General features: G+C 49.1%; 7 protein-coding genes. All 7 read right to left on the reverse strand.

The window, feature by feature from the left end; genetic code table 11:
- Window positions 1-3: 3 nt before the first annotated feature.
- Window positions 4-1,566, reverse strand: coding sequence for a RagB/SusD family nutrient uptake outer membrane protein (locus ICL07_RS18000; RefSeq protein ID WP_223151970.1), 1,563 nt, complete (start codon window positions 1,564-1,566; stop codon window positions 4-6).
- 25 nt (window positions 1,567-1,591) lie between these two features.
- A complete protein-coding gene (locus ICL07_RS18005) occupies window positions 1,592-4,723 on the reverse strand; it encodes a SusC/RagA family TonB-linked outer membrane protein (RefSeq protein ID WP_188089414.1) in 3,132 nt (1,043 codons plus the stop codon).
- Between the two features lie 24 nt (window positions 4,724-4,747).
- The gene (locus ICL07_RS18010; protein ID WP_188089415.1) at window positions 4,748-5,773 is read right to left on the reverse strand and encodes a DUF5007 domain-containing protein; all 1,026 of its coding nucleotides are present in this window, start codon (window positions 5,771-5,773) and stop codon (window positions 4,748-4,750) included.
- A 12-nt stretch (window positions 5,774-5,785) separates the two neighbouring features.
- Complete coding sequence (locus ICL07_RS18015; RefSeq protein ID WP_223151972.1) at window positions 5,786-6,457, reverse strand: hypothetical protein; 672 nt, start codon at window positions 6,455-6,457, stop codon at window positions 5,786-5,788.
- Between the two features lie 12 nt (window positions 6,458-6,469).
- Window positions 6,470-7,990, reverse strand: a complete 1,521-nt coding sequence (locus ICL07_RS18020; RefSeq protein WP_188089416.1) for a RagB/SusD family nutrient uptake outer membrane protein — start codon at window positions 7,988-7,990, stop codon at window positions 6,470-6,472.
- A gap of 23 nt (window positions 7,991-8,013) precedes the next feature.
- A complete protein-coding gene (locus tag ICL07_RS18025) occupies window positions 8,014-11,055 on the reverse strand; it encodes a SusC/RagA family TonB-linked outer membrane protein (RefSeq protein ID WP_188089417.1) in 3,042 nt (1,013 codons plus the stop codon).
- A gap of 751 nt (window positions 11,056-11,806) precedes the next feature.
- Window positions 11,807-14,533 (reverse strand): aconitate hydratase AcnA, encoded by a 2,727-nt coding sequence (acnA, locus tag ICL07_RS18030; RefSeq protein WP_188089418.1) that lies wholly within the window; start codon window positions 14,531-14,533, stop codon window positions 11,807-11,809.
- Window positions 14,534-14,644 lie beyond the last annotated feature (111 nt).

Below are 14,644 nucleotides of genomic sequence, written 5' to 3' on the forward strand. Positions count from 1 at the left end.
TTTTTATTGCCAGAAATCGTTCAGACGCATGTAAGGATTGTTTTTCATCGCATCCTTGCTGATAGGCCAGGTCCAGGCGCCTTGTATAAATTCTGAATAGGAAATAGGATTGTAGCAGTACTTGGGATCGATCAGCTTTTTCGTACGTACCAGGTCGTAGAAATAATGCCCCTCTCCCATTAGTTCCCGGCAACGTTCCCAGTACACGGCATCTTTCAGGTTGCCGCCGCCCGGTTCTGCGGGGAATAGCTCCGCACCGGCACGTTGACGGATACGGTTCAGCAAGGCGGTGGCTTCGTCATCGCGGCCCAGTTCCGCCAGCGCTTCTGCATGCAGCAACAAAGCGTCTGCATAACGGAAAATCATGAAGTTATCATCACTGGAACGCTCACCTTCGGAGTTATTGGCATATACGCTGAAGAATTTAAAGAACTGGAACAGCCCCGTTTCGTCATAGATGTATTGATCGAACCATTTCTCTTTACGGCCATCCGCCTGCGATTCAGGGTATATCTTTTTCATATACTGACTGTAGTATACCAGCTCGCTGTAAGGTTTTCCTTTACGATAGGGCTCATGTAATACCGAGAAGGAAAAACTCACGCGGCTGGCCACCAGTTCACCATAGTTAAAGTTCTGTGGTATTTCAAACAATCCCTCCTGGGAACGGCCGGAGAACAGTTGCACGCTCTCGCTCAGCGGCAACAGGCGATAAGCGCCCTGGCCTTTTTCACCCAGTTGTTCCAGCTCGTTTGCCAGCCGGTCTGTGGCTTCATAATAAGCCTGTTTTCTGGCAGGATCAAAACCAGCCAGCCACATATTCATGTGCATGCCCAATGCCAGCGCCGCGCCATGCATGGCTCTTACAGCCCTGTTGGCGGGATCATCGTAAGTCCAGGGCAGGTCATTTTTGATTTTTTCTACCTCAGCAATACAATTGGCTAATACCGTTTTCATATCGGTACGGGGCAGCGGGTCCTGGTTGTAGGGTGTGGTGTAATAAGGTACATCTCCGTATAGGCGTACCATAAAGAAGTAGGACAAAGCGCGCATAAACACCGCTTCTGCGTTGTACTTCGCTTTCAGGCTGCCGGTCAGCTCCGGGTCCGGCACATCGTTCAGCTTCTGAATCAGGATGTTGCAGGACTGGATCACCCGGTAGAAGTTATTCCAGTCAGGAATCATGTCGTAGCGTACGTTGGCCTGCCACCACTCCGTATATGGATCATATCCAGCCAGGGTCCTGTCAGCACGGGCTGCCAGGGCTTTCCGCAGGTTGTTCTGCGATATGTAGGTAAAATCCTGCCGCGCAGGGAAAGCGCTTTTCGATTGCTTACAGGGACCGCAACGGTAATCCGCCTGTATGATCAGGATATTGGAAGTGGCCGCCACCCTGAAGAGGCGGTAAATATCTTTGGTAAATGTTTCTACATCGTTTTTGCTCTTCCAGTAGTTGTTACCCGAGAGATTATCCAGTGGTTCCACATTCAGGAACTTCTTGCAGCCGGAAAATACGATTACCAGCAGCAACAACAGTATACGCAGAAAATGAACGCAACGTTTCATGGTTACTATTTTCATCATTTAAAAATCAGAATTGCACATTCAGCCCCAGGGTTACACTTCTCCTGTTAGGATAACCGTCGGAACGGTCACGGCCCAGGTCAGTCACGTTCTCAGGGTCCGGACCACTATAACGGGAGAACGTATACACGTTATTCACTGTGCTGTATACACGCAGTGAAGTAATTCCCCAACGTTTGGTCAGATTGCGGTCGATGTTGTAAGACAAGGTCATGGTATTGATCTTGAAATAGGAACCATCTTCCTGGAACAGTGTCTGGTTGTAGCGGTAAGGGTAGTACAACTCATACCGTTTGTAGTCCATGGGATTGGGATAAGTAGCTTTATCTCCTGCGGACTTCCAGTAGTTGTAGTCATCAATCGGCACCAGCGCATTCGGGTTATATGGGTTGTACAGGTTCTGGAAACGCTGTGCCAGTGAGTTATTCAGGATATCCCGTATAGCCGTGTACGACATGGTAATATTCAGGGAGAAATTTTTATAGGTAGTATAGGAAGTAACACCACCGGTGATAGCCGGTTGTGAATTACCCACCACTACCTGGTCGCGTGTATCCAGGATATAATCGCCGTTCACATCTGTCCAGTAAGGATCACCGGCGCGGAAGAAACTATTGGCGTTATTGCTCGTGCGGTAACGCAGACCAGTAGCCGGATCTACCGGAACATCCATATCATTGGCAAAAACGCCGCGGGTATGGTACAATACATTCGATAAACTGTTTCTGCCTAAACGGTACAGGATGGACTGATCGGTGATCTTATCACCAGGCACGAGGATTTCCCGCATATTGTCCGGCAGCCTGGCCAGTACGTCATGGTTGATAGCACCGTTGAAACTGAGCGTCCAGTTAACCGCACATTTACGAGGCAATGGCCGCACCATCAACGATACTTCATAACCATAGTTCACCATACTGGCTTCGTTGGTTTTGATATTGGTAAAACCGTTGTGGTTAGCCAGTTTTTTATTCCAGGTCATGTTATCCACCATCTTGTAATACACATCGGTGATCAGGGATACCTTCCCTTCAAACAGCCCGATTTCAAAACCACCGTTCAACTGGGTAGTGACGGTAGGCAGCAGCATGGTATTGGGCATGGTTCCAAAATCGAGACCGATAGCGGGTGAATTGTTGAACCGGCCGGCGAAATTGTATTTGCCATATGCATCGAAGATGTTACCGGAGGGTACAATATTTTTACCCCAGCTACCACGCAGTGAGCCGAAATCCAGCCATTTCAGGTCTTTCAGCAGGTTTTCCTTGTTGAAGTTCCAGCGCAGGCCCACAGAAGGGTTGCGGGTGTAAGCCACATCCGGACCGTTAGAGGAAGCCGCATCCCAGCGATAGGAAAAATCTACCACATACTTTTTATCATAGTTGTAGGAGAAAGATCCGGCAAAGGAGGCGGTACGCACTTCAGAGAAGTTGTTTAAAATACCTCCTTTGGAAAGGGCGCCACCTACCCCCAGCGGACCTTCGTACTGGTCGTTGGGAGAGCGCTCCTGCTGCATAATCTGCGCCTGGTAACGTTTTACGTTCAACTCATTGAAGCCGTAGATATTGAAATTATGTTTATCATTAATGGACTTCACATAGGTGAGCATGTTACGGTTATACAGACTACTACGACGATCATCATAGGTATAAACCTGGGCAAAGTTGTTGTTCGTCAGCGACGGGCGGAAATTATCTTCCACTCCGCTCGTATAGTCGTAACTAAAATTACTGTTCACATTCAGTCCTTTCAGCAGTTCATACTGCACTTCAATATTGGTGCGGATATTAGCCGTTTTATTATCGTTGCGGTTGGAGAAAGTACTCATCGCATCGGCGCCGCCGGTGAATTTAGATGCCGGCAACAGGGAAGATGTATTACTCGCACTGGCTACACCGGATTGGGTAACACCGTTACCACTGCCTTTCTGGTTTTTACCGAGTGAAGCCGCTACGGCGGTGAATAAACGAAAACGCGGCGTAGGCTGGAATTGGGTATTCATCGAGAGGGAATAACGGTCAAACCCGGTATTTTCTATAATACCCTTTTCATTGTAATAGCCCAGGTTGGCTTTGTAGTTAAAACGCTGGTCGCCACCGGAAGCAGACACGTTATGTGTTTGGTTGAAAGTAGTGCGGTAAAAGATATCCTGCCAGTTGGTGGAATTGTTATAATACGCATTCAAACTGTCGGACAGAAACGGGCTGTTGTTGATATTCTCCCGGCCGGCGTAGATAGTACTATCATACCTCATGATCTGCCAGATACGCATTTCCCGTTCATCTTTACCGCCAATGATCTGTTTCAGCTTCGGGGCGAAATTGGCGAAGAAGTTGGTGGTGTACTGGATAATCGGCGTTTTGGAATTACCCCGCTTGGTGGTGATGAGGATCACACCATAAGCGCCCCTGGCGCCATACAGGGAAGTAGCCTGGGAATCTTTGAGTACGTCCACGCTTTCAATGTCCTCGGTAGGAATCAGCGACAACGGGCTTAATCCCGGCCCTCCCTGTTGGAAACCATATTCATAGTTGGTATTTGGATCGATAGGTACCCCATCGATAACGAACAAGGGAGAAGTGGGTGTCAGGAAGGCGTCGTTGCCACCGCCACCGGAAATACCGATGCTGGACAGACCGCGGAGGAACATAGAACCACGCGCGCCGGGTGCGCCGCTGTTGTTCTGGATATTCAGGCCGGCTACCTTACCCTGTAACAGCTCCATCACGTTGGGTACCGGCACGCTTTGCAGGTCTTTACCACTAATAGATACAGAAGCCCCGGTAGCGGTTTCCCTGGTCTTTTTCTGATAACCGATGGCTACGTATTCCTTCAATGCATTGCTTTCTACTTCCATCCGTATCTGGATGTGTTGTTTAGCCGATGCTTTTATTTTGATGACCTTATAACCGATCATTTTAAACATGATCTCTGCGTTAGCCGGTACCGTTACAGAGAAATTACCATTGTTATCCCCTACGCCGATAGCTTTAGGCGGATTGCCCATCAGGATGCTGACGCCGGGCAATGGCCGGTCTTTCTCCTTATCGGTAATACTTCCTGTGATCACTACGTTCTGGGCTTTTACCGCCCCGAAGCAACACAGAAATGATATTGTCACTATTAAAAGATGTTTCATATCAGAATTTTATGCGGTGAGCCATTAGTCGTTGATGAACTTGGGATTTTCCCGGTTGAACCAGATGACCATCTCCCAATCTCCTTTCCGGTAGATGGCGAAGTTGATCTGAAAGCTGGCGTCCTGGCGGAGATTACCGAAGCCCTGACGGCTATAGGCAAATACCATTTTGGCCTGTTTCCCATCGAAGGTGGTGTAACGGGTAGGCATCTCTACCAGCGGTATAGGAAAGGCCACGTCGTAACGCACCGCTTCTTTTGTTTTCTGCATGTTAAAACCATGCAGCAGTTCATTCCATTTGGTATCCTTGAATAAATCAGGGTCCATCGGCTGCAGGCGTTTATCGAGGAAGCGCAGGGTGAGTGAATTACCCTCTCCTTTCCGGTAGAAATAAATGCTGATATCATCTGCCGACATGTTGCTGCCGGTAGAATCGGTGATCATATCCGTAACGGTAAACGGTTTGATAGCCGGATTGGAATTAGCGCCGGTAATTGGATTTTGGTTATTGGGTTCGTAGGGGCGTTCCCGGAAGGGACGCAACTTCATGTTTTTGAAGATACGTTTACCGCCGTCGTTAAAAGCTTCTACATCGAACAGGTAACCGGAATCCGGTTGCGCTTTCAGGATATCGGAAGTAGCGGAATTCCACATAATAAACTCACCGGAATGTTCCCTTATCTCGAACAGCGGATGATCCTCCGTGGCACGTTTGGCGGTGATCTCCGCTAATGTTTTCTCATCGCCGGTGTAGGGCTTCTTCCAGACTTCCACCGGGAAAAGTTTTAATAACTCCGGCGCCGGTTCATCGTTGAAGGTGCGGACGTTGATAATACGGAAGGTCAGCGGCAGCGTAGAGCCTTCCGCGTTAAAGTTGTTCGTCATCAGGGTAGTACGTCCCAGTACCGGTTGATAGAGGTCCTGCGTAAACTGGGATTCGAGGCTGAAAGCGGGGCGGTCTACCGGCAACATTTTTTTGCAACTGCCCAGTACCATCACCAGGGCTATACTCCACCAACCGGCAAACACAAAAGCTTTTCCTTTTTTCATTGATCAGAAATTTTACTTGTTCATGCGTAATACGAATTCTCCGAAACCAAATTCATGGGTAGGCACGAGGATGTGAATAATCCCGTTGCTGGTTTTGATGTTCACCGCCTGGGTGGTGGTCCGTTGCCAGTCACGCTGGAATTTGGAACCGCGTGTATCGCTGAAATAAATATTCTTGGGTCCGCCGGCTACATAACCACTGGCATTGGCATCCTGTATCTGCGCGTGCAGGGCGCGGTTGTAGCGGATGGAGTTAAAGTATACTCCATCGGTAAACAGCAGGCTGTCGGTCATATACAGACTGGAAGCAAAATAACGGGCGCTTAGCGTGTCCAGCTGCAGCGGGTCTACCGTAGCGAGGTATAACGGCGATTTACCCGCTGTTTTACGCAGCGCGTTCATATTCCGGATCACCAGGTCGAAGCTGCTGTTGGTAGGTGCAAATGCGGTTAGTTTACCCTTTTGCAGGGAGTCCTTCAACCAGGGTACCCGCTCCGCCACCAGCAGCAGTGAATCGTAGATACCCTTGTTGTGTTGCAGGTATTCATAAGTAGTGCCTGCATAGACATTCAGTTTGTTTTCAAAGTGGTAATCGCCGGTATCCTTGCTGCAGGCGGCCAGGGCCAGCAATACTGCGCAGGTGGCGAGGAAACGGTGTATATGGGAAAAATTCAGGTATTGCATGAGCCGTGGTTTTTATCTCCAGTAAGGTGTTTGTACCAGCAGGTTGTTGTTGTCCAGTGCGGTTTGTGCTACCGGCCAGTAAATGCCGCCCTGCTTCATCATGGCTGTAAAAGCGGGGTTGTTGTTTTTGATACGCTGGTAGCGTACCTGGTCAAACCATCTCCATCCCTCTCCCATCAGCTCACGACGGCGTTCCAGGAATATATCGGTGATGAGATCACCGGAACCGTTGAGGTATCTGTTCAGGCCACGTTTCTGGCGAACAGCATCCATGGCGCTGATAGCCTCGGTACGGTTGCCCAGTACGGCCATCGCTTCTGCATACAGCAGCGTGATCTCTTCCAGCCTGCTGAAAACAATGCCCGAAGAATAGATCGCGAGCGAACCATCGGTACTACCGTCGCGGATAACTTTTATTTTACTGAAGATGGGTTTTACGCCGGTCACCCCGGTGAAATAAGGCGTTACCGCTACGCCCGCAGAATCGATACTGAAACGTTCGTCCAGCGGTTCGGAGAAAATACGCAGCACCGTATCGGCAGATACATAGATATCCGGAACCGGTTTGGAGATCAGCGGGGCGGCGAGCGTCAAAGACTCCAGGTGCCCGTCTACCGTCGCTTCGCGGTTAGTCCAGTCGAAACTCAGCATAAAAAATTGTGAGGTGCTTTTGTTATAAAAGAAACCGGTGGGCGAAGTGAGCGAAGCGGTGGTAACATAACCTGCGGCTGCCTTGTCATAATTTTTCATGATGAGATTCGCATAGGCGGCAGCATCAGCATAACGGCTGTCCCACGCTGCAATATGCGCCAGCATGGCGTAAGCGGAGATCTTGTTGATCAACACGCCATCCCAGGTGGTATTGGTGGAACCGTAATACAACTGTGGTTTATTCACATCTGTACTTAAACCATAACGATAAGGCAGGTCATTCACCGCCGACAATAATTCTGTTTCTGCAAACGCCAGCACCTGTTGTTGCGGGGTACGGGCTTTTCTATCAAAATTCCCATCATGGGAAGTGACAATCAGCGGTACATCTCCCCATATGCGGGCCATACAGAAATAAGCAAAAGCTCTCAGCGCACGCACCTGCGCTACATCCATTTTGTAATTCAGCAGGGTATACTGTGGATCATTGTTGAGTACCTCTCCGGCGCGGTCTATAAAAATGGAAGCGCTGGATACCACGGCGTAGAACCGGCGCCAGTCGCTCAATGCCTGCAGGGAAGGATATGAGGCGTTCAGCTGACCGGCAATTACCGCCCGCAGATCACCTGAACCGGAGGCCTGAAAATCGCCGTTGCGTAATTCTCCGTATAACCAGTAGCCGTTATTATCGGCCAGGGCTGCACGCATTAATCCGTACGTTCCCAGCAGGGCGGAACGGGTATCCTGTATGGATTTCCAGTTGTTGGTTTCATTGACCAGGTGAGGCGAGTTTACCTCCAGCACCTTGTTGCAGCCACCCAGCAAGCTGCCGGCCAGCACACAGGCGATTACGATGGTCCAATGTTTTATTGTATATAACATAGTATGCTTCTATTTATGATTCACTAAAAATCAACCTTGATACCCAAGGTATAGGTACGGGGAATAGGAAGACCATAACCCGTATCATAACCGGATACATCTATCATCTCCGGATCACGGCCACTATAGGGCGTTACGGTCAACAGATTGGTACCGGTGGCATACAGCAGCAGGCGGTTGAAAATGTTATAGCGGCGAATGAGCGGCAATGCTGCCAGGTCATACCCTACCGTGAGTGAACGTAGTTTCAGAAAGGATGCTTTCTCCAGGAAGAGGTCCTGCTCTGCCTGATAAGGCAACACCTGGCTCCAGGGATTATACAGCGGGTATTGTTTGGGCGATCCTTCCTGTTGCCAGAAAGTGATTTCCCTGACGGCACCCAGGTTGTTGTCCGCATCCTGGTTCACGAAATCATATCTTTTCGCGGCCTGCTGATTCAATACCGTGCGCCCTAACGCGAAATAAAACTGAAAATCAACAGTGAATTTTTTGTATTGCAACTGGCTGTTGAAACCGCCGGATACCAGGGGCAAAGCGTGCCCGGTCAGCACCCTGTCTTTATCATCAATCACATGATCCCCGTTTACATCTTTCCATTTGGGATCACCGGCTTTCATGGGAATACCTTTATAGGTAACAGGTAGATGCGTATCCGGATTCACAGGTACTTCGCTGTTACTATTGTAAATACCTTCGTTCTGTAACAACCAATAACGGTCAATCGACTCTCGTACTTTCAGTTTACGGGCGCCGATACGGATTTCATCCAATCCATCAGGCAGTGCCTGCAGGCGGTTACGGTTGAAGTTGAAGTTTATACCGGCTGTCCAGCCCAGCTGGTTACGGTGCCCATCAAGTATCACCGCATCCATGGCTACATCCACACCGGTATTATTTACCGCCAGGCCGCTGCGGTATACCGCGTTATAACCGGATTCAGATGTGGTGGGGATACGCATCATCTGGTTGCGGGTGTTTTTCGTATAGGCTTCTACTTTAATACTAAGGCGGTTTTGAAAGAAACCGGCGTCGGCAGCGAGCGTATAGTTATCGGTGTATGCCCAGGGAATATCGTAACCGATCCAGCCGGAAGAATAAGGACGGGAAAGGGTACCGAAGCCGTTATAGGAATACATCGCGGGGTTATTGGTAAAACCCAGGTCTACATTGTATTGCGGACCGGCAGCAAAACCATCTTCCGGGATCGTGTTACCCATTCTGCCGGCAGAGGCTTGCAGGTCCAGTTTGCTCAACAGACTGCCGGCATGGGGAAAGAACGTCTGTTGCAGGTTCCAGCCGCCGGTGACTACCGGGGAAAGGAACCATCTGCTGCCAGGCTGCATATAGGAAGCGCCGTCGCTGCGCAAAAGCGCGTTGACATTCCAGATATGGTTATGATCGTAGCTCAGTTTACCATAAAAAGATAAGAGGCGTTGTTTCAGTTTATCGGTGAAACGGTACACCACAAAACCTTGTGGCAGCAGGTAATTCGCTTTTTTGGAATCGCCTTCTACGACGTTGATTTTAATAAAGTCGCTCGGGCCTTTATAACCATACGCATAGTTATATTTATTCACATCGCCCTGAAAGCTTTGTCCGCCTTCAAAGGCGAGGGAACGGGTATCACTGAAATGGTGCGTATAGGCGATCTTGTTATCTACAATAAAACGTTGGTTAAAACCGAAATAATTGGAGACGAAGTTGTTGGTTTCCATGAGCGTGCTGGGCCAAAATACATCACGGGTACCTTCGTTATAGTCGAATGCCACGCGGCTGATGTATTGCAGCTTACCCAGGTCAAAGGTGAGTGCAAAGTAACCTTGCACCAGGTTGTTTTTATTGGCGTCAATAGCCTTGTCGAATTCCGACAGGTATTTGCCGTACACGTTTTTGTTAGGCGACAGGGGATTGCTGAGATCAGGTATATAACGTGTTTCCGCAAACTGATCACGCAACGAGTGATTACGTTTGCGTTCCAGGCGGGTAGCGTTGATCATGCTGGAAATGGTGAGCCATTTAAACGGCAGCATATTGATAAAGAAGGCGCCGTTGTAGCGGTCCAGTTGTGTACCATCGGCGTTGGTATTACGGGTGCTGCCGCCGAAGAAGCGGAAGTTGGAACGGTCGGAACCGCCACTCAGACTGGCATTGATGCCGTGTACATAACTGTTTTTATAGTAGATGTCCGTCCAGTTGGAAGGCCCGAAATAATTCACATTGGAAGAGTCGCGCAGGTAGGCCGGGTAACTGTCGTAGCCGTGTGCATCGGCGTATTGACGATAAAAAGGCTCGCGGAAGTTGTGTTCTGATTTTGCGTTGCGGGTAGCCACACCATCCTGTTGCACCAGGCCGTAGAAGCTGTTGATGCTGATTTGCCTTTTGCCTGCATGTGCATTTTTGGTGGTGATGAGGATAGCGCCGTTTGTTGCGCGGGGACCATAGATGGCAGCATCTGCAAGTCCTTTTACGACGGTGATTTTATCGATGTTATCCACATCGTAGGCTGCAAACAGGTTGGTACCCGGACCGATCGTGGTAAAATCGGCCTGTTGAATATTATAGCTATAGGGATTATCCGTGATCAGCGGAATGCCGTTGAGGTATACAATGGGTTGCACGCTGGCCAGGTCTCTGTTGGAGAATACCGGGCGGCTGATTCCCCTGATGTATGTGGGTTGCGCCGTTCCTGGTTCACCGGAGGGTTCCTGTATATACAAGCCGGCGACGTCGCCTTTGAGCAGTTGCTGCACCGACATATATGGTTTGGTAGAAAGTGGTGACAGTACCAGGGTATCGGCCGGGATGAGGTTTTGCTGATGCCGGAATGAAGGGAATATAAAAACCGTGTCTCCGTTGCCGTTACCAACGGTATCGGCAGTACGCTTTTTCGAAGGGCGGCTGGAATCCCATCCAACAATCGATTGAAATCCGGAACTAAAAAAAAGGCGGGGGCCTTTTTTGGGTGCATATTTCCGCATATGCGGCCGGTTGGGGGCCTTCATCGCCATCAGTGCGATAGATGGCAGCACCAGCCATACAATAAATCTGCTTGCGTAGTGTTTCATGATGGATGTCGTTTACAACACTCCCGGCAGGGCAATACGCGGCCACACGCCTGCCAGGCGTTCGTATGATGTTTAGTTGATAAAATTTTGCCTGGTCATGGCACGGAAATCCCGGCAGCTGATAGCTGCATTGCCTGACGAATTACCGGATGATTAACAGATACATTTATGGTTACATGAAATGCATATTGTTCACTGAAAAAGTTTTAAATAAACGTGTTGATTACCGGGGACGACTACTAACAACTGCTCTTTTCTTCATGCTCCGGGAATTATAGGTTGTACAAGCTGGTATAGGCCTGTTTTTGGTTGATAATAATTCATTTGTTCACCAGCACAAGGTAAAAGCATAAATGCAGATGTACATAGGCGTGTCAGAAATAATGATTTTTAACAGACATACTAAAGCGGATTTAATTACAACGATTGAATTTTTAACTAATTCTAAATAAATAATTTAAACATTAAATAAATTTATTTAAAATATAGGTCAAGGGAAAATAATACCACTCATGGAGAATAAAGCATTTATATTCGTTAGATTTCGATTACAATTTTCTGACAAACAATTCATCAATGCTTAAATGATATGTTTGAAGGGGATGACAAAACAAATGGAAATCAATACGGTGGAAAATGCTGGCGCACGGCGGTCCCCTTCCCCTCGTCGCCTGAAGGCTTACCGCCGCCAAAAATAAAAGAGAGCCGACCATCGTGGTCAGCTCTCTTCCACCATTGCTAACGCCAACGGCTATACTTTACTCAGGAACGCGCGCAGTACATACTGCAGGATACCGCCGTTCCTGTAATACTCAATTTCAATCGCGGAATTCAACCGGCACTTCGCCTGAAAAACGATAGCCGCACCGCTGGCCGGTGTAGCCGTTACCGTTACCAGTTTACCAGGAGTGAGGTCCTCTGCAATACCGGTAATGGAATAGGTTTCCGTACCATACAATCCCAGGGAGGAAGCCGTTTCACCATTAATATATTCCAGTGGCAATACCCCCATCCCTACCAGGTTACTACGGTGGATACGTTCGTAGCTTTCTGCAATCACCGCTTTTACCCCCAGCAGGTTGGTGCCCTTAGCGGCCCAGTCGCGGGAAGAACCGCTGCCGTACTCTTTCCCTGCAAGTATGATCAACGGTACTTTTGCAGCGGCATATTGCATGGCGGCATCATAAATGGGCAACACCATGCCTTGCGGCATCAGCGTGGTAAAGCCGCCTTCTTTGGGTGACAATGCATTTTTGATACGCACATTGGCAAACGTTCCGCGGATCATCACTTCATGGTTACCTCTGCGGGAACCGTATGAGTTAAACATCTTCGGATCAATGCCTCTGTCGAGCAGGTATTTGCCGGCAGGTGTATCTGATTTAAAGGAGCCGGCAGGCGAAATATGGTCGGTAGTGACGGAATCGCCCAGCATCAGCAATACACGGGCATCCGTGATGTTTTCCGCAGCCGCCGGTACATCGGGTAAGTTGTAGAAAAACGGCGCTTCTTTGATATAGGTGGATTCATTACTCCAATGGTAATCCTGACCGGTAGGCGCCAGCAGCCCTTTCCACTGATCATCCCCCTCGAAAATAACGGAGTAGGTATCACGGAAATCTTCCTGTTTCACAGCAGCTGCCACGGCTTCGTTGATCTCTTCCTGGGTAGGCCAGATATCGCGCAGATATACCGGTTCCCCGTTAGGATCGTATCCCAGCGGATCGTTAAGCATATCCACATCCACCCGGCCGGTAATGGCGTAAGCCACCACCAGTAGCGGCGACGCGAGGAAGTTCATCTTCACCTGCGGATGCACCCGCGCTTCAAAATTACGGTTACCCGACAGCACGGAAGCTACAATCAAACTGCCTCTGTCTACCGCTTCAGCAATATGCGGCGGCAAAGGACCACTGTTACCAATACACGAAGTACAACCGTAACCGACGATATGAAAACGCAACGCTTCGAGTTCATACAACAGCCCCGAACGTTTCAGGTATTCGGTGACTACACGGGAACCCGGCGCTAAACTGGTTTTCACCCAGGGCTTCACATACAAACCACGACTGATCGCTTTTTTAGCGACCAGCCCTGCACCAATCATCACACTGGGATTGGAGGTATTGGTACAACTGGTAATGGCCGCTATGGCAATAGCGCCGTCACTCAGCACGTATTCTTCGTTTTTTAATTTGATACGCACGGATTTCAGGTAATCCACTTCTACGGCTACGTCTTCGGTATGTTTCTGAATTTCGTAGGTAAAAGCGGTACCGGAACCACCTTCGGATAACCAGGCGGTGTCGCGGCGTTTCCCTTCCGGGGTGTACATCCTTTTAAATTCCTTGTTCAGCAGCGTTTCAAATTCCGCATGCAGGTCTTTTACCAGGATACGGTCCTGCGGGCGCTTCGGACCGGCTACGGCCGACTGCACCTTCGACAGGTCCAATTCTATTACATCGGAATAAACAATGTTTTCATTACCATGACGCCACAGCATATTTTCCTTGCAGTAATGCTCCACGCGCGCCACCACTTCTTCTGAGCGGTTGGTACGACGCATGTACTGCAATGTTTGTGTATCTATCGGGAAATAGGTAACGGTACAACCGAACTCGGGTGACATATTGGAAATAGTGGCCCTGTCAGGCACGGAAAGATGATCCAGCCCATCGCCAAACACCTCCACGAATTTATCTACCACACCATATTTACGCAGCAATTGCGTGATCGACAATACCATGTCTGTAGCAGTAACACCTTCCGTCAGTTGCCCGGTCAGTTTCAGGCCTATCACCTGCGGACAGGAGAAATAAATCGGTTGACCCAGGATAGCAGCTTCTGCTTCTATACCACCCACTCCCCAGCCCAGTACGCCGATACCGTTTACCATCGGGGTATGCGAGTCGGTACCCACCAGCGAATCAGGGAAGATCCAGCCATCGCGCTCAATAACGCCATGGGCGAGGTATTCGAGGTTCACCTGGTGACAGATGCCCATCCCTGGCGGCACGACCGTAAAATTATCAAAAGCCTGTTGCGCCCATTTAAGCAGCTGGTAACGTTCTTTGTTACGCTCGTACTCGTAGGCCACGTTTTTCGTGTAGGCGTAGTCAGTCGCAAAAAAATCGACCTGTACGGAGTGGTCTACTACCAGGTCTACCGGGATAGCGGGATTAATTTTTTTACCGTCTTTTCCTCTGCGGATCACTTCTGCCCGGATCGAGGCAATATCCACCACAGCGGCTACACCGGTAAAATCCTGCATCAGTACCCGTGCAGGTTTAAAAGGGATTTCCTTGTCAGGCGGCGCAGGCTGCCAGTTCACCAGCGTGTCCACATGCTCATCTGTAATGGCGAAACCGTCATGGTTACGCAATACGTTTTCCAGTAAGATCCTGATAGAAAAAGGTAAACGGGATATCTGCCTGCCTTCCTTTTCCAGTTTGCTGAGAGATGCTATACGTTCCTTCATATGCTATATTGTTGACATTCCTAATGAAACAATGATATTCAGTAATTGTTCTGACTGCATCTTCAATGCACACGATAGCCTTATATTCAGTAAATAAAAATAACCATTTCT

Origin of the sequence: Chitinophaga qingshengii (genome assembly GCF_014529935.1) — a bacterium.
Classification (GTDB): Bacteria; Bacteroidota; Bacteroidia; order Chitinophagales; family Chitinophagaceae; genus Chitinophaga; species Chitinophaga qingshengii.